The 21,630-nt window shown below is 62.1% G+C and carries 17 protein-coding genes and 1 riboswitch; of the genes, 15 read left to right on the top strand and 2 right to left on the bottom strand.

All coding sequences use genetic code 11. The features are described from left to right. The first annotated feature begins 68 nt into the window (after nucleotides 1-68). Nucleotides 69-860 carry an SDR family oxidoreductase gene (locus RIF72_RS13820; protein WP_309075440.1) on the top strand — a complete coding sequence of 264 codons (792 nt, stop codon included), beginning with the start codon at nucleotides 69-71 and terminating at the stop codon, nucleotides 858-860. A gap of 4 nt (nucleotides 861-864) precedes the next feature. Here RIF72_RS13820 and RIF72_RS13815 read toward each other — a convergent pair whose 3' ends face one another. Then, entirely contained in the window at nucleotides 865-1,914 is a 1,050-nt protein-coding gene (locus RIF72_RS13815; RefSeq protein WP_309075439.1) for an endonuclease/exonuclease/phosphatase family protein, read from the bottom strand. Between the two features lie 329 nt (nucleotides 1,915-2,243). On the opposite strand from RIF72_RS13815, the gene ileS reads away from it, so the two are divergent. The 4 genes from ileS to ndk are packed head-to-tail and all read left to right on the top strand — an operon-like array spanning nucleotide 2,244 to nucleotide 7,811. Beyond that, nucleotides 2,244-5,531, top strand: a complete 3,288-nt coding sequence (gene ileS, locus RIF72_RS13810; RefSeq protein ID WP_309075438.1) for an isoleucine--tRNA ligase — start codon at nucleotides 2,244-2,246, stop codon at nucleotides 5,529-5,531. A 3-nt stretch (nucleotides 5,532-5,534) separates the two neighbouring features. Then, the gene (locus tag RIF72_RS13805) at nucleotides 5,535-6,896 is read left to right on the top strand and encodes a folylpolyglutamate synthase/dihydrofolate synthase family protein (RefSeq protein WP_091467963.1); all 1,362 of its coding nucleotides are present in this window, start codon (nucleotides 5,535-5,537) and stop codon (nucleotides 6,894-6,896) included. Nucleotide 6,897: 1 nt separating this feature from the next. Next, nucleotides 6,898-7,350: a DUF4233 domain-containing protein gene (locus RIF72_RS13800; protein ID WP_309075437.1), complete on the top strand. Its 453-nt coding sequence runs from the start codon at nucleotides 6,898-6,900 to the stop codon at nucleotides 7,348-7,350. A gap of 41 nt (nucleotides 7,351-7,391) precedes the next feature. Next, on the top strand, nucleotides 7,392-7,811 hold the full coding sequence (gene ndk / locus RIF72_RS13795) for a nucleoside-diphosphate kinase (RefSeq protein ID WP_159702842.1): 420 nt from the start codon (nucleotides 7,392-7,394) through the stop codon (nucleotides 7,809-7,811). Between the two features lie 79 nt (nucleotides 7,812-7,890). Here the strand turns inward: ndk and RIF72_RS13790 are convergent, their stop codons facing one another. Continuing rightward, nucleotides 7,891-8,559: a vitamin K epoxide reductase family protein gene (locus tag RIF72_RS13790; protein ID WP_309075436.1), complete on the bottom strand. Its 669-nt coding sequence runs from the start codon at nucleotides 8,557-8,559 to the stop codon at nucleotides 7,891-7,893. Nucleotides 8,560-9,030: 471 nt separating this feature from the next. Here RIF72_RS13790 and RIF72_RS13785 point away from each other — a divergent pair, with 471 nt between their 5' ends. From RIF72_RS13785 to RIF72_RS13740, 10 genes are all read left to right on the top strand, one after another. Continuing rightward, the gene (locus tag RIF72_RS13785; protein WP_309075435.1) at nucleotides 9,031-12,285 is read left to right on the top strand and encodes an Rne/Rng family ribonuclease; all 3,255 of its coding nucleotides are present in this window, start codon (nucleotides 9,031-9,033) and stop codon (nucleotides 12,283-12,285) included. Nucleotides 12,286-12,451: 166 nt separating this feature from the next. Then, nucleotides 12,452-12,550: riboswitch (TPP riboswitch) on the top strand. After that, complete coding sequence (gene thiD, locus RIF72_RS13780; protein WP_309075434.1) at nucleotides 12,541-14,091, top strand: bifunctional hydroxymethylpyrimidine kinase/phosphomethylpyrimidine kinase; 1,551 nt, start codon at nucleotides 12,541-12,543, stop codon at nucleotides 14,089-14,091. (Overlaps the previous riboswitch by 10 nt.) A 374-nt stretch (nucleotides 14,092-14,465) precedes the next feature. Next, nucleotides 14,466-14,774 (top strand): 50S ribosomal protein L21, encoded by a 309-nt coding sequence (gene rplU, locus RIF72_RS13775; protein ID WP_024816904.1) that lies wholly within the window; start codon nucleotides 14,466-14,468, stop codon nucleotides 14,772-14,774. 62 nt (nucleotides 14,775-14,836) lie between these two features. Then, nucleotides 14,837-15,100, top strand: a complete 264-nt coding sequence (gene rpmA / locus RIF72_RS13770; protein ID WP_003803426.1) for a 50S ribosomal protein L27 — start codon at nucleotides 14,837-14,839, stop codon at nucleotides 15,098-15,100. 154 nt (nucleotides 15,101-15,254) lie between these two features. Next, nucleotides 15,255-16,841 carry a GTPase ObgE gene (gene obgE, locus RIF72_RS13765; protein WP_309075433.1) on the top strand — a complete coding sequence of 529 codons (1,587 nt, stop codon included), beginning with the start codon at nucleotides 15,255-15,257 and terminating at the stop codon, nucleotides 16,839-16,841. Then, nucleotides 16,831-18,012: a glutamate 5-kinase gene (proB, locus tag RIF72_RS13760; protein WP_309075432.1), complete on the top strand. Its 1,182-nt coding sequence runs from the start codon at nucleotides 16,831-16,833 to the stop codon at nucleotides 18,010-18,012. The genes obgE and proB overlap by 11 nt, the downstream gene beginning before the upstream one ends. Next, a complete protein-coding gene (locus tag RIF72_RS13755; protein ID WP_309075431.1) occupies nucleotides 18,009-19,370 on the top strand; it encodes a glutamate-5-semialdehyde dehydrogenase in 1,362 nt (453 codons plus the stop codon). The genes proB and RIF72_RS13755 overlap by 4 nt, the downstream gene beginning before the upstream one ends. 83 nt (nucleotides 19,371-19,453) lie before the next feature. Next, a complete protein-coding gene (locus RIF72_RS13750) occupies nucleotides 19,454-19,693 on the top strand; it encodes a hypothetical protein (RefSeq protein WP_309075430.1) in 240 nt (79 codons plus the stop codon). 55 nt (nucleotides 19,694-19,748) lie between these two features. Continuing rightward, nucleotides 19,749-20,369 (top strand): nicotinate-nucleotide adenylyltransferase, encoded by a 621-nt coding sequence (gene nadD / locus RIF72_RS13745; RefSeq protein WP_375164231.1) that lies wholly within the window; start codon nucleotides 19,749-19,751, stop codon nucleotides 20,367-20,369. A 7-nt stretch (nucleotides 20,370-20,376) separates the two neighbouring features. Continuing rightward, nucleotides 20,377-21,624: a hypothetical protein gene (locus tag RIF72_RS13740; protein ID WP_309075429.1), complete on the top strand. Its 1,248-nt coding sequence runs from the start codon at nucleotides 20,377-20,379 to the stop codon at nucleotides 21,622-21,624. Nucleotides 21,625-21,630: the final 6 nt, after the last annotated feature.

Here is a 21,630-nt window from a genome sequence, read left to right as displayed (position 1 = left end):
CAATTGTTTCATGGCCTGGCGTTACCGCCCGCCCGTCGTGGGGCCTGCACCCTCGATAAGGTAGTGCCATGACTTTGGCTGCGCACAACACGCCTTCCGGACAGAATGCAGACTACAACAAGACGGCCGTCGTAACCGGTGCGAGTACCGGCATCGGTGAGGCCACGGTGAAGGCGCTGGCTAGCACCGGATGGAAGGTCTTCGCGGTGGCCCGCCGGGCGGACAGGCTGGACGCCTTGGGAGCCGAAACCGGCGCCGTGCCGTTCCCGGCTGACATCACGGACGACGACGACGTCTCGGCCTTGCTCGCGGCCGTCACCAAAGCCGGGGGTGCCGACACGCTCATCAACATCGCCGGTGGGGCACGCGGCGCGGACACCATCGCGAACGCTGACACTGAAGACTGGGATTGGATGTACCAGGTGAACGTCCTGGGCACCATGAAAATCACCCGGGCCTTCCTGCCCATGCTGCGGGACAACGGCGAGGGAACCGTCCTCAACCTCACGTCCACGGCAGGGCTGTCCGCCTATGAAGGCGGCGCGGGCTACAACGCAGCCAAATTTGCCCAGCACGCAATGACCAATGCCCTGCGCCTGGAAGAGGTGGGCAACAACATCCGGGTCATCGAGGTTGCCCCGGGATTGGTGCAGACCGAGGAATTCGCCCTGAACCGCCTCGGCGACAAAGACGCAGCCGCCAAGGTTTATGCCGGTGTGGAGAAGCCCCTGACCGCCGAGGACGTGGCAGGCGTGGTGGCGTACTCAGTTTCGCTGCCGCACCACATTAACCTCGACCAGATCGTCATCCGCCCGGTGGCCCAGGCGGCGAACCACAAACTGATCCGAAAAGAGGGCTGAGACCTCAGCCGGCAGGAATGAGCAGTCTAGCCATGATGGCTGCGTGATCCGAACCGGGAACCCGGTGGACGGCATATCCGCTGCTGCCGATGTGGGGCGAGCTGACAATATGGTCGATCACGATGCCCGGAAGCGGTGGTCCCTCCATGGGCCACGTGGGGGCGAACCGTCCACCCGAAGCTGTTCCCACATCCACAAGCTTCCCGCCGCCTGACGAGGTGCCGTCGAGTCCAGGGTCCAGGAAAGCCCGGAATTCGGAGTGGTCATAGGTGGCGTTGAAGTCACCCATCAGCAGGTGGTTCCCCGGTCGGGAACCCTGCCGGGCCACCTTCTCGAGGTCGCTCCGCCATTGGTCAATCCGCTCATCCACCGGCGGCAGCGCGTGCACGTTGGTAAGGTTCAACGAGGCCTCGGCGCCGGACGCAGAGTCCGTCAGAAGGACCCGCGTTACGTCCATCCGGAACGGGGTGTCAGGCAGAAGGCCTACGGGCTCCAGGGGAAATGCGGAAAACACAGCGCCACCGGACGCGTCGTCATTGGGTTCACTGAGGAGATTCGGCAGTACGTCTTCCATTCCGGCCGAGCGAAGCGCATCCTCGAGGCCCTGCGTATGTTCCTGGATGCTCAGCAGCTGAATCCCGTTGTCCCGAACCAGCTCCACGATGCTGGCCGCGTCCGCTTCCCCGTATTCGGAGTTGAGGCTCATCACTCGCAAAGGGACCGTGGCACCAGCGGCACGTAATGACTCCGGCTTACCGGCGTCCAACGGGAACAGCCAGAACAACTGGGCCGCCAGTAAGGCCGCAGTCGTGATGGTGACCCAACGCCGCCGCCCTACCAAGGCAAGCACCAGGGCAAACGCTGACGGCAGCACCATCCACGGGGTGAAGGACAACAGCTGCACCACGATCACTGGCCACTCCGCTGGGAACCCGCGGAACATCGATACCCCCGCCACAGGCAGCGCAACAAGCAGCGCCACCACCGACCACGCCAAGGAAGCACGGCGCGGCGCAGGGCGGGTTTCCATCACAGCAGTCCCGGGGTGTGTCATGGGCTTGAGTCTATGCATCGCCCATCGAACCGGACTCCATCCACAGGATGAACCCACAAGTAGATCGGGGCCCTCCGCTGGCGCTAGACTTGGAAGACCAGCTTTGACCCGGCCATCACCGGTGAGCTTCCGGAAGAACAGCGTTTACCACCCGCAAAGGTGGCAAGCGCCCAGTAGAACCGGACGGGTAAGCCCGTCACAGCAGTAATGAGAGGCCGGAACATCGCGTTCCGGTAAGTGAGGTGGTACCGCGGTAGCTGCGCAGCCGACAGGCAGCACAGACGCCGTCCTCGCATCCTGACAGTCAACCAGCTATCACAGGATATGAGATGACCCACTACCCCAAGGCCTCAGCGTCTTCGTCCGGCACGCACGGCGTGTCCGCTTCCGTGAAGTTCCCGGAAATCGAAGAGCGCATCCTCAAATACTGGGACGAAGACGGCACCTTCCAAGCAAGCATCGACCAACGTGATGCAGGCAAGGACGGCAGCAACGAGTTTGTCTTCTACGATGGCCCTCCCTTCGCCAACGGCCTCCCGCACTACGGCCACCTCCTGACCGGCTACGCCAAGGATCTTGTGGGCCGCTACCAGACCCAGCGTGGCAAGCGCGTGGAGCGCCGCTTCGGCTGGGACACCCACGGCCTCCCGGCAGAGCTCGAAGCCATGAAGCAACTGGGCATGACGGATAAGACCCAGATCGAAGCCATGGGCATCGACAAATTCAACGACGCCTGCCGCGCCTCGGTCATGAAGTACGCCAATGAGTGGAAGGCCTACGTCACCCGCCAGGCTCGCTGGGTGGACTTCGAGAACGACTACAAGACGCTCAACGTCGAGTACATGGAGTCGGTGCTCTGGGCCTTCAAGCAGCTGCACGAGAAGGGCCTCACCTACAACGGTTACCGTGTCCTCCCGTACTGCTGGAAGGACGAGACACCGCTGTCCAACCACGAACTCCGTATGGACGACGACGTCTACAAGAACCGCCAGGACCAAACTGTCACTGTGACGTTCCCCGTCAAGGCAGGGGAGTCAGAGCTCTCCAACGCACTTGCCGGTGTCCAGGCGCTCGCCTGGACCACGACGCCCTGGACATTGCCTACCAACCTGGCGCTCGCCGTCGGGCCGGACATCTCTTACGCAGTCCTGCCGGCCGGACCCAACGGCGTCAAGGCCGCTTCAGCTGAAGCTCCGGTCACGGGTAGCTTCCTGCTGGCGGCTGACCTTGTGGGGGCGTACGCCAAGGATCTGGGGTACGACGACGCTGCTGCCGCGGCTGCCGCCGTCGTCTCCACTCACACCGGCACCGAGTTGGCCGGTCTTGAGTACGAACCGCTCTGGAACGACTTTGCCGATGCTGAAAAGTACGGAACGCAGAATGCGTGGCGTTTCCTGGTGGCCGATTACGTCACCACCACCGACGGTACGGGCATCGTTCACCAGGCTCCGGCCTACGGTGAGGATGACCAGAAGGTCTGTGAAGACGCCGGCATCCCCGTGGTGCTGTCCGTCGACGAAGGCGCCAGGTTCCTACCGCTGTTCGCACACGGTGAGCTTGCTTCGATCGTCGGTCTCCAGGTCTTCGACGCTAACAAGCCCATCACCCAGGTGCTCCGCGCCGACGGACGCCTGGTCCGCCAAGCCAGCTACGAGCACAGCTACCCGCACTGCTGGCGCTGCCGGAACCCGCTGATCTACCGTGCCGTGTCGTCCTGGTACGTGGAAGTCACCAAGTTCAAGGACCGTATGTCCGAGCTGAACCAGGAGATCAACTGGATCCCGGGCAACGTTAAGGATGGCCAGTTCGGCAAATGGCTGGATAACGCCCGCGACTGGTCCATCAGCCGCAACCGGTATTGGGGTTCGCCCATCCCCGTATGGCAGTCTGATGACCCCGAATACCCGCGCACCGACGTCTACGGTTCCCTGGCCGATCTCGAAGCCGACTTCGGCCGTCTTCCGATGAACAATGAGGGTCAGGTAGACCTGCACCGGCCGTTCATCGATGAACTGACGCGTCCCAACCCGGACGATCCCACGGGTAAGTCCACCATGCGCCGCGTCGAAGACGTCCTGGACGTCTGGTTCGACTCCGGTTCCATGCCGTACGGCCAGGTGCACTACCCGTTCCAGAACGAGGAGTGGTTCGACACCCACAACCCGGCGGACTTCATCGTCGAGTACATCGGACAGACTCGCGGCTGGTTCTACATGCTGCACATCCTGTCCACGGCACTGTTCGACCGCCCGGCGTTCCGCAACGTGATCAGCCACGGCATCGTGCTGGGCTCCGACGGCCAGAAGATGTCCAAGAGCCTGCGCAACTACCCTGACGTGTCCGAGGTTCTGGACCGCGACGGTTCCGACGCCATGCGTTGGTTCCTCATGTCCAGCCCGATCCTGCGTGGCGGCAACCTTGTGGTCACCGAACAGGGAATCCGCGACGGCGTACGCCAGGTCATCCTGCCGCTATGGAACGTTTACAGCTTCTTCACGCTATACACGAATGCCGCCAACGGCGGTTCCGGCTACGAGGCGAAGCTACGCTACGACGGCTATGCCGACACCTTGGACCAGTACCTCCTGGCCAACACCGGGGACCTCGTCCGCAATGTCACCAGCAGTCTGGACAGCTACGACATCTCCGGTGCCTGCGATGAACTCCGCAGCTACCTGGACATGCTCACCAACTGGTACGTCCGCCGTAGCCGTCAGCGCTTCTTCGATGAAAGCGTTGACGCCTTTGACGCGCTTTACACCGCGCTCGAAGCGGTGTGCCGTGTATCGGCGTCCTTGCTGCCGCTGGTGACGGAGGAGATCTGGCGTGGGCTGACCGGTGGCCGCTCTGTTCACCTGGCTGACTGGCCTGACGCTTCGCTGTTCCCGTCCAACCCGCAATTGGTTGAAGCAATGGACCGCGTCCAGCAAATCTGCTCCACCGGCTCAAGCCTCCGGAAGGCAGCAAACCTGCGCGTCCGCTTGCCGTTGCAGGAGTTGACCGTGGTGGCACCTGGTGCAGATGCGCTGGAAGGCTTTGCCGCCGTCGTCGCCGATGAACTGAACCTGCGTTCCGTCCGGCTCCTGGACGCTGCAACTGCCTCGCCTGAGGAGTTCGGCATTGAGCAGAAGCTCGTGGTCAACGCCCGGGCCGCGGGTCCGCGCCTTGGCAAGAACGTGCAGCAGGCCATCAAGGGATCCAAGTCCGGCGATTGGTCTGTCAATGACGCCGGCGTGGTGGTGGCCGGTGGCTTGGAGCTCGAGCCCCAGGAATACACGCTTGAAACTGTCGTGGCAGACACGGCCGACGGCGGCAGCTCGGCAGTAGCTGTCCTGCCGGGCGGCGGTTTCGTTGTCCTCAACACAGAGGTCACTCCTGAACTTGCAGCCGAGGGACTGGCCCGCGACATGGTCCGTGCCATCCAGCAGGCGCGCAAGGACGCAGGACTGAACGTCAGCGACCGCATCCACACTTCCGTGGAGGCCGCACAGGATGTGGTTGACGCCCTGGAAGCCAACTCGGAACTCGTCAAGACCGAAACTCTGACGTTGGAACTGGAGGTTCTGTTGGCCAGTGTCGACGAACCGCAGGTCACCGTCGCAAAGGCAGGGGCCTGATCCATGACTGACGAATTCTCGGTTGAAAGTGTCTACGCCGAACTCCTGGGCCGTGCCCCGGAAAACAAGATGGAACCTCGCCTGGCTCCGTTGTTCCGTGCAATGGATGTTCTGGGGGAGCCGAACAAGGCTTTCCCGATCATCCACATCACCGGCACCAACGGCAAAACGTCCACGGCACGCATGATCGAGGCCGGACTGCGTGCCCACGGCCTGAGTACGGGCCGTTACACCAGCCCGCACCTGTCCAAAGTGACTGAACGCATCAGCATTGACGGAGAGCCTGTACCGGATGCGACGTTCGTGCGTATCTGGGACGAAATCCGCCCCTACCTGGAGATCGTGGATAGCGAGCTCGTTGCCGAAGACCAACCGCGGCTTACCTACTTCGAGTGCCTGACTATTCTTGGCTTCGCGGTGTTCGCTGATCAGCCTGTTGATGTTGCCGTCATGGAAGTCGGCTTGGGAGGCATCACCGATGCCACCAACGTTGGCGATGGCCAAGTCTCAGTCATCACACCGATTTCGCTGGACCACACGGATCTTCTGGGTGACACCACCGAGGACATCGCCTACGAGAAATCCGGCATCATCAAACCGGGCGGCTTCCTGGTCAGTGCAGCTCAACCCGTTGACGCTGCGCAGGTCCTGTTGGAGAAAGCCCGTGAAGTTGACGTGCCGTTCCGATTTGAGGGCGTCGAATTCGGTGTCGAGTCCCGCAGCGTCGCTGTGGGCGGCCAGGTCCTGACCATTCAGGGTCTCGCCGGGCGTTACGAAGACCTGCTGCTGCCACTGCATGGTGCCCACCAAGCCGAAAACGCCGCCGTAGCCGTCGCGGCTTTGGAAGCGTTCTTCGGTGGGGGAGAGAAAGAGCTCGATGCCGAGGTGCTCAAAGAAGCCTTTGGCAACGTGACTTCGCCCGGCCGGCTCGAAGTTGTGCGCACTGCGCCCACAGTTGTGGTGGATGCTGCACACAACCCGGACGGCATCCGCGTCTCGTCGGAAGCCATCCAGGAGGCCTTCAGCTTCAGCAAGCTGGTGGTTGTGGTGGGCGTTCTTCGGGAGAAGGACGCCGAGGAGATCCTTAAGACCCTCAAGGAATCACTGGGTGGCCTGGCCGAGGAATTCTGTTTCACCCAATCCAACTCGGCGCGTGCCGTTCCGGCGGCGGAACTGGCCGAACTCGCCGTCGACCTCGGCTTCGGCGAGGACAACGTCCACATCGCGGAGAAGTTGGACGACGCCCTGGAATGGGCTGTGGAGCGCGCCGAATCCAACGATGACCTGGCAGGCGGTGTCCTGGTAACAGGTTCCATCACTGTGGTGGCCGAGGCGCGGATCCTGCTTGGAAAGGCGAGTGCCTAGCATGGCGAAAATGACCAAGGCGCAGCGTGAATGGCGGCCCGGCATGCCCAAGAAGCGCCGATCCACCAAGGTGATGTTCGCGTCTACCGTGCTCCTGCTTGAAGCCTTCGTCGCGTTCTTCGGCACGTTGGCAGTCTTCGGCCTGAGGCGTGGAGAAGTTGACCCCGCCATCATTCTTGGGGTCGGCATCGCACTGACGGTGGTGCTGGTGTTGGCGTGCGCCGTACTGTCCAAGCCATGGGGCATCGGGGTTGGCTGGGCACTGCAGCTTGTGCTGATCCTGACGGGCTTCGCCGAGCCCACCATGTTCATTGTGGGGATCCTGTTTGCCATCTGCTGGTGGTACGGGATCAGGGCCGGTATGCGGATTGACCGCGAGGTGGCCCAACGCGACCGCGAGCAGGCCGAATGGGATGCAGCCCACGGTGACCAGGCTGACCCGCAAACCCCGTAAACTGGCTGGGAAAACCACCGAACAACCACATTGGAGCAACTGTGAGCATTGAACGGACACTTGTCCTGGTCAAGCCCGACGGCGTCGCCCGCAACCTGGGTGGAAGCATCCTCGCCCGGATCGAAGCCAAGGGCTACACCCTGGCGGAGTTGAAGAAGGTCAACGCGACCCGCGAGCTGCTGGAGCAGCACTACGAGGAACACGTTGGCAAGCCGTTCTACGAGCCGCTGGTTGAGTTCATGCTCAGCGGACCGGTTATCGCTGCAGTCTTCGAAGGCCACCGCGTGATCGAAGGCTTCCGCTCGCTGGCCGGAACAACGGATCCGACGACGGCGGCACCGGGCACCATCCGCGGCGACTTCGGCCGCGACTGGGGACTGGCAGTCCAGCAGAACCTCGTTCACGGCTCAGATTCAGTCGACTCTGCAGAGCGTGAGATCAAGATCTGGTTCGCGGGCTAAACAACCCCGCCGAGATAACAGTTAAGGCCAATGTTCTTCTTGAACATTGGCCTTAACTGTTATCTCGCGAGTGGTGGTTCTACGCTGTGGACGCCACGAAAAGGTGGATGAAGGAGAAGAAGATCGTGGCGATTACGGCCACGTACAACAGGGCAACGATGATCCAGCCCGAACCGGACAAAAGCCTGACCATTGCCGGCGGTGCCTTGATGACCCCACTGGTGACGTTGCGGATGGTTACCCAGACGAACAGCGGGATCATGGCAGCCCATACCACCATGCAGAACGGGCACAGCACGTGGATGACGTAGAGGGCCTGCGACCACAGCCACACAACGAACGCGAAGCCAAGGGTCACACCGGTTTGCAGGCCCAGCCAGTAACCTCGTGAATACCTGGCTCCCGCGAGAATGCCCATGGCTGTGGTGATAATGACAGCGAAGGCGACGATGCCGATGAACATATTGGGGAACCCGAACACCGAGCTTTGTGGTGTCTGCATCACTTCACCGCAGGAGACAAAAGGATTCACATCGCACACTGTCACGTGGTTTGGATCCTTGAGCACCTCAAGTTTCTCCAGCACCAGGATTCCGGACGCCAGCCAGCCAACCACACCGGTGATCAGCAGCAGCCACGCGAAAGGCTTGTCACGGACCGTGCTGGGGAGGGAATCCTGTTGGGTGGATATGTCCTCCACAGGGCTTGAGGCTTTGTTGGCCAGGTTTTCCCTGGCGGTGCTTGGCATCGCGGATGTGATCCTTTTCGACAAATGGCCCGGCAAGCCGGGAAGGGCTCTTGGGAGGATTGTAACTCCGAAGGCTGGACGCTGGCCCCAGCTTGCGGGCGGAGCTCCGCGACACAGCGACCTACCTTGGGAATGTGCAGGGGTGTGAGAGAATGTACATGGCCGGGAGTCGATCCACATTCGAATTCCGGTCCGGTGACTTTGTTCCCAAGACCGCCAGTATGAGCTGGGCATGCCCGGATCACGTGATCCTCGGTAGGCCCGCCATGACAATGGACGGCACCTGGTTGTGGCAGCAGAACAACGGGTTTCAGAATAGAGTCGCCGGCCTTCCAGGGCTGCCGCACCCCAATGCTGGTGCGAACCGGAAGGCATACTGCCGACTTCTGTCAACGCCTGCGGGTTTTGACAATATTTGCTCCACTGGGCGCCGGATGTGGCGGCGTCGCTGGGGCAGGAGTGTTGCCACATATGGATAATGACCAGGTTGTAGCCGTTAATGATGAGGCAGCTCCCGCGGAAACTGCGGAAGCGCCCAAGAAAGCCACCAGGACCCGGCGCAAGGCAGCGCCCAAAGTCGCTGCTGACGTAGAGGTACCTGCGGCCGAGACCCCCACCCGGGAAGCAGCCACTGAGACAACCGCCGCACCAGTGCGCCGCACCCGTTCCCGCAAGAAGGCAGAGCCTGCCGAAACCCTGCCCGGTTTGGGCGAGGACGCTACTGCCGCGGGCGACGCCGCCCCCGCCGTCCCGGAAGCTGCCGAAGCCGCCACCGAGCCGGCCCCCGAGAAGCCGGTCCGCCGTCGTCGTACTACCAAGCCCAAAGCTGAAGTATTAGAGGCACCCGTTGCTGCAGAAGCCGCCCCGGAAACCACGACGCCGGAAAATGGCTCCCAGCCGGAAGTACCGGTCGCTGAGGTAGCCACCGATGTTGCTGCCCAAAACCCGGAATCCGAGGCCGCTGCTGAGGAACCTGCCGAAGAAGCTGCTCCTGCAGCGTCCACCTCCCTGTTCATGGAGCCGGTTTCCATCACCTCCATGATCTTCCAGGCCCCGGACCTCACCACGGTTCCCCGCGTCACCGCGGTGGAGGAGAAGGCTGAGGAGCCCGCAGAAGAAACCGAAACCGCCGCTGAAGGCGAGCTGGAAGACGCAGGTAGTCGCCGGCGTCGCAGGAGCCGGGGCCGCCGTGGTCGCCGTGGAACCGAGCGCGAAGAGAACGAGACCGAGGACGGCACTGAGTCCGAGGACGAGGAAGCGCCGGTAGTAGAAGCCCTCGAAGAAGGCGTCACCTCGCGGCGTAGGCGTCGTAGGCGTCGTGGAGACCAGGATCTTGAACTGACCGGCGGCTCGGACGACGATCCGCCCAACACAGTCACCCGTGTCCGCGCGCCCCGCCCCATCACGGAGGCAGCCCCCTCCAACCGGGTTACCGGCGTCAAGGGCTCTACCCGGCTGGAGGCCAAGAAGCAACGCCGCCGCGAGTCCCGTGAAACCGGACGCCGCCGCCAGGTCATCACCGAGGCCGAGTTCCTTGCCCGCCGCGAGTCGGTGGACCGCCAGATGATCGTCCGCCAGCGCGACGACAGAATACAGATTGGTGTCCTGGAAGACGGCGTGCTTGCTGAGCACTTCGTGTCCAAGACCCAGCAGGACTCCCTGATCGGCAACGTGTACTTGGGCAAGGTCCAGAACGTGCTGCCTTCCATGGAAGCTGCGTTCGTGGACATCGGACGGGGCCGTAACGCCGTCCTGTACGCCGGAGAAGTCAACTGGGACGCAGTTAACCTTGAAGGCCAGCCGCGCCGGATCGAGAACGCCCTGAAGTCCGGCGACTCCGTCCTGGTCCAGGTCACCAAGGACCCCGTGGGACACAAGGGTGCCCGCCTCACCAGCCAGATCTCCCTGCCGGGCCGCTACCTGGTGTACGTACCCGGTGGTTCCATGACCGGCATCTCACGCAAGTTGCCCGACGTCGAACGCAACCGCCTCAAGCGCATCCTGAAGGACCGCCTGCCGGAAAACGCCGGTGTCATTGTTCGCACAGCAGCTGAGGGTGCGTCGGAGGAAGAGCTCACCCACGACATCAACCGGCTGCGTGCACAGTGGGAAGGCATTGAAGGACAGGCCTCGTCCACCAAGGTCCTGGCTCCGGAACTGCTCTACGGCGAACCCGACCTCACCATCAAAGTGGTCCGTGACGTCTTCAACGAGGACTTCTCCAAGCTGATCGTCTCCGGTGACGACGCGTGGGACACCATCGAAGCCTACGTGACTTACGTCGCCCCCGATCTGGTGGGACGCCTCGAAAAGTGGACCAAGGACCAGGACATCTTCGCCGCGTGGCGCATCGACGAGCAGATCCACAAGGCCCTTGAGCGGAAGGTCTTCCTGCCTTCCGGTGGTTCGTTGGTCATCGACCGCACCGAGGCCATGACCGTGGTGGACGTCAACACCGGTAAGTTCACCGGCAGTGGCGGAAACCTTGAAGAAACCGTCACCAAGAACAACCTTGAAGCGGCCGAGGAAGTTGTTCGCCAGCTTCGTCTGCGCGATATCGGTGGCATTATCGTCATCGACTTCATTGACATGGTCCTTGAATCCAACCGCGACCTCGTCCTGCGACGCATGGTGGAGTGCCTCGGCCGGGACCGCACCAAGCACCAGGTGGCCGAAGTGACGTCGCTGGGCTTGGTCCAGATGACGCGCAAGCGCATGGGAACCGGCCTCCTTGAGGTCTTCGGTGAGCAGTGCGAGCACTGCGCCGGCCGGGGTGTCGTCACGCACGACGAGCCCGTTGAGCACCGGCGCGCCAACGTAGTGGCTGCTGAACATCACCGCCCGCACGCAGAAGCGCAGCAGCCTGCGGGGCGGACCGAACGCAAGCGCCGCCGCGGCAAGGGTGGGGGACCGGCCATTGCCGAAGCCCCCGCGCAGGTCCACACCACCACGTCCGCCCCGGCCGCAGCAACCACCACGGCTGAACCGCAGGATCCTGTCCGTCTAGCCAAAGCCGAGGCAACCAGGGCAGCCTTGGCCACGATTGCCGCTGCAGCGCACGCCGCACACCTGCACGACGACGAAGTTCACCGTGCAGAGGAGCAAGCGCGTGCGGCAGGCCGGCACGAGCCAGATGCCAGCCCCGCACCCGGCGCCGCCGCCGGCGGCGAAGCCACCGGCAGTGAAGCAGGGGCGTCAGCCCGCGGTACTGCAAACACGGATGCTGCAAGCACGGATGCTGCAAGCAGGGAAGCGGCAGTCCAGGAAGCAAGGTCCACTCCTGTTTTGCGTTTCGGCGGGGAAGAAGTTGCCTTGCCGTTCGTTGAACACCACGACGAGCCGCAGGCAGCAAAGCCTGCCATGAGCCTGGATCTCCTGGCTGAAGCGTTCTCGCACCTCGGCGCTGCTCCGGCAGCTGAGGAAGAAGCCGCGCCGGTTTCAGTACCGAAGGCTGCTGAGACCCCGAAGGCTGCTTCTCCGGCACGGGCTGCTGAGGAAGATCCTGAGGCTGCTTCAGCCCCGCGTGGTCGTCGTGGTCGCCGTAACAGGAGTGCCAGCAGGGCTCAGGGCGCGGCCAATGAAACCAGCGTTGAACACCATGACGTAACAGCGTCGGCCACCCGTGGTTCGGCGCATGAAGCCAAGGCGACTGTGGAACCGACCCGGAAGGCACCAAAGGATGAGCCCATCATCCTCGGCGTTGGAGTGCCTGCTTCCGAGCTCTAATCGCACCGAACAAGTTGAAAAGGACCCTGCGCTATCTGCCAAACGGCGGGTAGCGCAGGGTCCTTTTCTGTCGGCACTGTAGGCCACGCATGAGCCGCGTGCATAGTCACATCCGGGCTCCGGCGTGGCCCGGTTCCCGCGCCACGTTGCTTCCCGGCTACGCTTGGGGACTGACACGGGGTGCCGGGCGTTGGGCCAGGCTGAGATCCAAACCCGTTGAACCTGTCCGGTTAGCACCGGCGAAGGGATGTCCTCATGACTGCATCATCATATTCATCGGTGTACCCCTTGGACGCACCGGCTTCGGCCCATCCAACCCCGCGCGTCCTGAGCATTGCCGGCTCGGATCCTTCGGGTGGCGCCGGAATCCAGGCGGACCTGAAGAGCATCGCCGCATTCGGCGGGTACGGCATGGCTGCCATCACGGCGCTCACCGCGCAAAACACCAGGGGGGTCAGTGCCGTCCATGTCCCTCCCGCACACTTCCTGCGTCAGCAACTGGACGCCATTAGTGGTGACATCACCATTGATGCCGTCAAGGTCGGAATGCTCGGCGACGCAGCCGTTATTGACGAGGTCCGGGGCTGGCTCGAAGAGGTGTGTCCCGCCGTCGTGGTCCTTGATCCGGTGATGGTGGCCACCAGCGGTGACCGACTGCTTCGGGAGTCCGCTGAGAAGGCATTGCGTTCGCTGCTCCCTTTGGCCCACCTCATCACTCCGAACCTTCCTGAACTGGCCATGTTGCTGGGGGAGCCGGAGGCAACAGACTGGGCTTCGGCGCTGGACCAGGGCAAGCGGTTGGCAGCCGAGTTCGGGAACACGGTCCTGGTCAAGGGCGGCCACCTCCCAGGGCCGGAGTGCCCCGATGCACTGGTAAACACCAGCGGGCTGCTGTCCCAGGATGTGATCGAAGTGGCAGGTCCAAAGGTTGCAACGCGGAACAGCCACGGTACCGGGTGTTCCCTGTCCTCCGCCCTGGCTACAGTCCAGGCAGGAACTGGTGACTGGGAAGTTTCACTGCGGGAAGTCAAGCCGTGGTTGCTAGGGGCGTTGAGGGCCTCTGACGCGCTGCACGTGGGTCAAGGCAACGGGCCCGTGAACCACTTCCACCACTTCCGGCAGGCATCCAAGCCGGGCGCTTTCGCTGCGGCCATGTGGAACGAAGCCGTCCCTGAACTCGAAGCGATTTACGGACTCCCGTTTATTCAAGGACTTCAATCCGGCGAGCTGCCGGAACGTGACTTCAGTTACTACCTTGCCCAGGACGCTATCTATCTCAATGGGTATTCGAGGGTCTTGGCACGTGCTGGAGCCTTGGCCCCCACGGAGGAAGAACAACTGTTCTGGGCAAAGGCGTCACAGCAGTGCCTGGAGGTTGAATCGGAGCTGCATAGGAATTGGTTGAGCACGCGGGAAGCCTCCACGACAATCGGACCGGTCACCAAGTCCTACGTGGACCATTTACTGGCAACATCCGCTGCCGGCAGCTACGCCGTGGTGCTGGCAGCGGTCCTGCCCTGTTACTGGTTGTACGCGGAGGTGGGTCAGCGGCTTCATGCGGCATACGTAGAAGCCGGCGCGCCTGCGGACCACGCATATGCGGGCTGGTTGAAGACCTACGCCGACGAGGATTTCGCAGCGGCAACAAGGAAAGCGATCAACTTCACGGATGCTGCGGCCGTCGTGGCTTCCGGTACGGAGCGGGCTGCCATGATGGATGCCTTCACTCAGTCATGCCGCTACGAGACAGCATTCTTCGATGCTCCGAGGCTGTTTGCGCAGGCTTCGTTCACCCGCGCTCAGTAGCTTTCCACGCACGTATATGAGACCGATTGGAGCGACACGTCTGCGCGTCGCTGGTTGGATCGCGTTAATCTCGCCCAAACACTGTAGGCTGTATGGGCACGGTGCCGGGAGAGTCCGTTACAACTGGTGACGCAAGTCACGAGGTAGCCTCCGGACCCGGCCTCATTTGCAGCTGAAGGTCAAACTAGCGTAATCTTGATCTTCGGTGCTTACGCCAACACTTGGGTTATGCCCCTTGGAATTGTTCATGGGATGACTCGCGGACTTCGATCAGAAGTCCACGGCGTTGAGGCACAGCGCGAACCAGGGCTGATTCCGGTTCAAGGTTCCGCACGCAAATTTTGTAATAAACGTCGAGAGAAGTGAGTACCCAAGTGGTGTACGCGATTGTCCGCGCAGGCGGCCGCCAAGAAAAAGTTTCCGTTGGAGACTACGTAACGCTGAACCGCGTCCCCGGTGGAGCCGGTAGCACGCTTGAGCTGCCCGCATTGCTCCTGGTTGACGGCGAGAAGGTCACCTCCGCAGCTGCGGAACTGGCCAACGTCAAGGTCACGGCTGAGATCCTCGAGGACCTCCGCGGTCCGAAGATCGTCATCCAGAAGTTCAAGAACAAGACCGGCTACCGGAAGCGTCAGGGTCACCGTCAGGAACTGACCAAGATCAAGATCACCAGCATCGCGTAACTTTCGTTACCCGCTGTTCAGGTTTTTCAGTTTCCCCAGAAATTTAGAGGCAGGCATTTCACATGGCACACAAAAAAGGCGCGAGTTCCACTCGCAACGGTCGTGACTCCAACGCTCAGTACCTGGGCGTCAAGCGTTTCGGTGGTCAGGTAGTTTCCGCTGGCGAGATCATCGTTCGCCAGCGTGGAACCCACTTCCACCCCGGCGCAGGCGTCGGTCGCGGTGGCGACGACACCCTGTTCGCACTGCAGGCCGGTGCGGTTGAGTTTGGTACTCGCCGCGGCCGTCGCGTAGTGAACATTGTTGCTGCTGCAGCTGCAGAGTAACAACAAGTTCTGAACCGGTGGAGCGGGCCAAACGGCCCGCTCCACCGTTCTTTTAACCGCATTACAATCGACTAGGGCGCTTTAGCGCACTGGTTTTTGCAATAACGCTGGCAACAGCAACAAACGCTGTGAGACAGCAACTGAGGAGATTCACGTGGCGAGCTTTGTAGACCGGGTAGTCCTGCACGTATCCGGCGGAACCGGCGGCCACGGCTGTGTCTCTGTCAAGCGGGAAAAGTTCAAGCCGCTCGGTGGACCCGATGGTGGCAATGGCGGCAACGGTGGCGATGTCATCCTGCGTGTATCTGCCCAGACCACAACCCTGCTTGATTACCACCACGCTCCCCACCGCCACGCCACCAACGGTGGCCCCGGCATGGGTGACTGGCGTGGAGGCAAGAACGGTGAAACCCTGATTCTTCCCGTGCCCGATGGCACCGTGGTCAAGACCAAAGACGGCGAAGTCCTGGCCGACCTCGTTGGCGAGGGTACCGAATACATTGCAGCTGCCGGCGGGCAGGGTGGCCTCGGCAACGCATCCCTTTCATCGCAGAAGCGTCGGGCTCCGGGCTTTGCCCTGCTTGGTATCGAAGGTGAATCCAGCGACATCGTCCTGGAACTGAAGTCCATCGCAGATATCGCGTTGGTTGGTTTCCCTTCGGCCGGTAAGTCGAGCCTCATTGCAGCCATGTCTGCTGCCCGGCCCAAGATTGCCGACTACCCTTTCACTACCCTCATCCCCAACCTCGGTGTTGTGCAGGCCGGCGATGTCCGCTTCACTATCGCCGATGTTCCCGGCCTGATCGAGGGCGCCAGCGAAGGCAAGGGCCTGGGCCACAACTTCCTGCGTCACGTAGAGCGTTGTGCTGCGCTGGTTCACGTCCTTGATTGCGGAACACTCGAATCTGACCGCGATCCTCTTTCCGACCTCGCCATCATCGAGGCCGAACTGGAGAAGTACGCAGTAGACATGAGCTACGCCGGTGTTGACGGCGAAGTTGTGCCCTTGAATGAGCGTCCCAAGCTGGTAGTCCTCAACAAGGTGGACCTTCCCGACGGCAAGGACATGGCCGAGTTCGTCCGTCCGGATCTCGAAGCCCGCGGCTACCGCGTTTTTGAGGTATCTGCAACGAGCCACGAGGGCTTGCGCCAGCTCGGCTTTGCCATGGCTGAGATTGTCCAGGCAGCGCGTGATGCCGTTCAGGCCACGCCTCCCAAGGTTGCTGCTCCCGTCCTGCGTCCCCGTGCGGTCAACGAATCCGGTTTCAAGATCCGCCGCGAGGAGAAAAACCTCGAGCCACTGTTCCGCGTCCTGGGTGAAAAGCCAGTGCGATGGGTCAAGCAAACTGACTTCACCAACGAGGAAGCCATTGGCTACCTCGCCGACCGCCTCGCCAAGCTTGGTGTTGAAACCGAACTCTTCAAGGTCGGCGCCAAGCCCGGCGACACCGTGGTAATCGGTGAAGACGATGGCGTGGTGTTCGATTGGGAGCCCACCATGATGGCCGGCGCAGAGCTCTTGGCTACGCCCCGCGGTACAGACATTCGCGTTGCGGACATCGGCGACCGCCCCACTCGTTCACAGAAGCGCGACGAGCAGCTCGAACGCCGCGAAGCCAAGGCCGCTGCGCGGGCTGAGCTTGAAGCTGAACGCAAGGCCGGCATCTGGACAGAATCAGTCAGTGGTCGCCGTGCCCAGGCAGTGAAGGAAAGCCACCTGGATTCCGGTGATGACGACTAGGACCGTCGACGCCCCGGACATAGCTGAGCGACTTGAGCGCCAGGCCCTCGCCACCGCCAAGCGGATTGTTGTCAAAGTAGGGTCATCCTCACTGACCAGCATCAAGGGGGGCATCTCCGAAAAGTCCCTCACCGGACTGGTCAATGCCCTCGCTGAAAAGCGCAATTCCGGGACAGAAATTATCCTGGTGTCCTCGGGTGCTATTGCTGCAGGGCTTGCCCCCTTGGGTCTCGCCAAGAGGCCCAAGGACCTTGCCACGCAGCAGGCTGCCGCCAGTGTAGGGCAGGGACTCCTGATGGCACGGTACACCCAGGCTTTCAACGCCCACGGGGTAACGGTCAGCCAGGTTTTGTTGACCGCCGATGACCTGATGCGCCGGACGCAGCACACGAATGCCTTCAGGGCTTTGGACAGGCTGTTGAACCTTGGTGTTGTTCCGGTAGTTAATGAGAACGACACCGTAGCCACGCATGAGATCCGCTTCGGCGACAACGATCGCCTTGCTGCCTTGGTAGCGCACTTGGTTCGCGCCGATGCACTCGTGCTGCTGTCCGACGTCGACGCCCTCTACGATGGCCCGCCGTCCCAAGGCGCCCAACGTATTCCGCTCGTCCGTGGTCCGCAGGACCTGGAGGACGTGACCATTGGCAAGGCGGGTAAGGCCGGCGTCGGAACCGGCGGCATGATGACCAAGGTGGAAGCAGCGTCCATTGCTGCCGGCTCGGGGATCCATGCGCTCGTCACGTCCACAGCCAATGCTGCGGCAGCCTTGGCCGGGGAGGACGTGGGAACGTGGTTCGCCGTAAACGGCAACCGTAAGCCGGTCCGCCTCCTTTGGCTGGCGCACTTGGCGACCGTTCAGGGCCGTTTAATGCTCGACGACGGCGCCGTGAAGGCCGTGCGCGACCGGCACAGGTCACTCCTTCCCGCAGGCATTTCGGACATTAGCGGTGACTTCGAAGCCGGTGATCCCGTTGAGATGGTTGGCCACGACGGTACCGTGGTGGCACGAGGCCTGGTGAACTACTCTTCGGAGGAACTCCCGCGCATGTTGGGTCGTACAACGCAGGAGCTTGGCCAGGCCATGGGTCGCGGCTATGACCGCGAAGTTGTTCATGTTGACGACCTGGTGCTCCTCAGGGCGTCCCGCTCATCTAAACTTGGAGCATGACTGAAGCGCTGACCCCTGACGCCCCTGTGATCTCCGACGTTTCCGGGACCACCGGCCAGACGCCGGAGAACCCTGCGGCAGGCGGACCGTTGGCACCGGAAGACGTTGAGGCTGCCGTCCACGCAATCGCGGACCGCTCCCGGAAGGCTGCCCGCCGCATGGGGCAGGCAAACCGTGCATGGAAGGACCGTGCGTTGCGTGCCATCGGTGCTGCCCTGGTGGAGAACCGGAAGCACGTGTTGGATGCCAACGCCAAGGATGTTGCCGTGGGTCGTGCCAACGGCACGTCCGCGGCCCTGTTGGATCGTTTGACCCTGACTCCTGCCCGTATTGACGGTTTGGTTGCTGCCCTGGAGAACCTGGCTGGCTTGCCCGATCCTGTTGGCAACGTGGTCCGTGGGCAGACACTTCCCAATGGACTGCGCTTGCGCCAAGTCAACGTCCCCATGGGCGTTGTGGCCGCCATTTATGAGGCCCGCCCGAACGTCACGGTGGACATCGCAGGCCTGGCACTCAAGAGCGGCAACGCAGTAATCCTTCGCGGAGGTTCTGCCGCTGCGAACACCAACGGGGCGCTGGTGCAGATTCTTCGCGAAGCCCTGGATTCCGTAGGCCTGCCTGCTGATGCCGTGCAGACCGTGGACCAGTATGGCCGCGAAGGGGCCAACGTCCTGATGCGCGCCCGCGGTCGGGTGGACGTCCTTATTCCCCGCGGTGGACGCGATCTGATCCAGACGGTTGTAACCAACTCTGCCGTGCCCGTCATTGAAACCGGCGAAGGCAATGTCCATATCTTCATTGACGAGTCCGCGAATGAAGAGATGGCCGTGGAGATCCTCCTGAATGCCAAAACGCAACGCCCCAGCGTCTGCAACACAGTGGAAACCCTGCTGGTGCACTCCGGCGCTACTGTGCTGCCTGCCGTTGCCAAGGCACTGCGTTCGGCCGGTGTCACCCTTCACGTCGATGAGCGGATCGCTTCTGCCTTGGGCAAGGACATTGAAACCGTTCCCGCTGACGATGACGATTGGGCCACCGAATACATGGACCTCGATCTCGCGGTCGCCATGGTGGACAGCCTGGATGAAGCAGTCAACCACATCCGCACCTGGACCACCGGGCACACGGAAGCGATCCTCACCAACAACCTGGCCAACGCTGAGAAGTTCATAGCTGACATTGATTCAGCTGCCGTGATCGTCAATGCCTCCACCCGGTTCACTGACGGAGGGGAGCTCGGGCTCGGAGCCGAAGTGGGTATTTCCACCCAGAAGCTTCACGCCCGCGGTCCCATGGGCCTCACGGAGCTGACCACCACCAAGTGGATCGTCCAGGGCGAGGGCCAGATCCGCGCCTAGTGACGCGGTAACATAGAACAGAAGTCCGGAACGGTTGGGGAGTCCCGCCGTCGAAAATCCTTTGAGAACCAATAGGGGAGAAGATGCTGTTTCAGCAGATCGCCACGTCCATTGCCGCCCAATCTGAAGGTGGCCACGAGGAACTCGCTCCGCTGTGGGCCGAGCCGTGGGTTTTCGGCGTAGTGATGTTCGCCCTCATGTTGGTTCTCCTGTTTGTTACCCTCTCCTACACCAACCTTGGCAACCGACACGAGGCCGTTGAAGAGCACGCCGATCCGCACCGCCAGCACCCGAACAAGCACACCCACGGCCAAGGCCACTAACATTATCGCCGCAACACCGCGTGGGGAGGCGGGGCGCAGGCTCCGGCTGGGCGTGATGGGTGGAACGTTTGATCCCATTCATCACGGCCACCTTGTTGCTGCCAGCGAAGTCGCAGCCAAGTTCGGCCTTGATGAAGTGGTTTTCGTGCCCACGGGGCAGCCTTGGCAGAAGTCTCACAAGCTGGTCAGCAGGCCTGAACACCGCTATTTGATGACGGTCATCGCAACGGCATCCAACCCCAGGTTCACAGTGAGCCGGGTGGATGTTGATCGTCCAGGCCCGACGTTCACCATTGACACCCTCCGGGATCTCCGTGCAGAACGTCCGGAGGCCGACCTCTTCTTCATCACTGGTGCAGATGCGTTGGCGCAGATCCTTTCGTGGAAGGACGTGGACGAATTGTGGTCCTTGGCCCACTTCGTCGGTGTGACCCGTCCCGGACATGAACTGCACGACATGGGCAGGGACGACGTCAGCCTGTTGGAAGTTCCCGCCATGGCCATCTCCTCTACGGATTGCAGGACCCGCGTTGGGGCCGGTAATCCCGTCTGGTACCTCGTGCCTGATGGAGTTGTACAGTACATCGCAAAATATGGACTGTATGCAGCGCCGGCCAACGCAGCGGATCTGACACCAGCATTGTCCGGATCAGACGACCAAGCACGTACTGAATGAGTTTTGAATGAGCAGCCAGGACCAGCGACCCATCCGCAGCAGGCGCGAGCTTCGACGTGCCCGGGAAGAACACCCCGAGGTCGAGCAAGTGGATACCTCCGCGCCTGCGGACGTAGAAAACCTTCCTCAAGCCGATCGCACGAACGGCCGCAATCGACGTGCCGCGGACGTCCCCGTGGACGCCGTGGGACCGGCTGGACAGGAACGCTCCTCTCAAATCCGTGCCCGTGATCGTGCCGCCTTGCGCACCATCAAGGAGCTTGCCGACAAGGAGGAGCAGCTCTCCGGTGGGGGAGCGCCCACTCGTCGCCAGCTGCGTCTCCAGCAACTTCAGGCCGAAGTTGCTACCTCCATGAATCCCATTGTTCCGGCGCCCGCGCCCACAAAGGACGCGGGTCAGTCGGAGGGTGCAAAGTCTTCCAAGCCGGAGTCTTCCCAGCCGGAGGCTGCTGACAAGGCTTCGAAGGAAAAGGCGCCGGGCACTCCTAAGCCCACAACTGACGATGCAGGAAGCAGCAAGGCTCCTGCGGAATCCGAAATGTCCGTAGAGCAGGCGCTTGCGGTCCGGCAGCTGATCGCCGCGCAGGTGGAAAACCAGACGGCCAAGCTGGAACACATTGCCGAGCAGGACCCATTGGCTGTAGATCCTGAGGTCCTGGCGCAGCAGATCGCCCTTGCCGAGCGTGCAGCTGTCCTGAATAAGCGCGCCGCCGCTAAGCAGAAGCTTGCCGAGAAGACGCAGGCAGAATCCGGCAAGAACCCGTCGGAACGCGCCAAGAATGATTCGGGTTCCGGAATTGACGGGAAGTCGCCAGCCGCTGCGGTGGGTCCTTCCACGGCCAACAACCTCGCGATGGTGACTCCCTTGGAGTTCGTCAAGATGCCGGGGATTGAACGCCCTGTCATGAAGCGCCCGAGCACCACATTTGTACCGCTTATTACGTCTGCGGGGCCCAAGCTCGACGCCGAACAAGCTCAGGCTAAAAAGCCGGGAGTACGGGGCCGCGCCGGAGTGCTTGCCCGCGCGGAAGCGGTTGCGAAGTCGGTCGGGAAACGTCCTGTCGCCGCGGCGGAGCCAAACCAAGAGACCCAACGCCCACCGGTTTCCGCCAGCGCGGCGTATGGCCTTGACCCTCTGGATGCCAACACCGCCGGTTTGGCCCGGGCGCAACGGAACAGGTTGCTGCAGTTTGGAGTCCTGGGGTTGGGCATCGTGGCACTTATTGTCGGCATCATCATGATCACCAGCGGCTAATTCCGC

It is taken from the genome of Paenarthrobacter sp. (genome assembly GCF_031180005.1).
GTDB lineage: Bacteria > Actinomycetota > Actinomycetes > Actinomycetales > Micrococcaceae > Arthrobacter.
The sequence above is the reverse complement of the archived record's forward strand: the minus strand, read 5'-3'. Positions and strand labels throughout refer to the sequence as shown.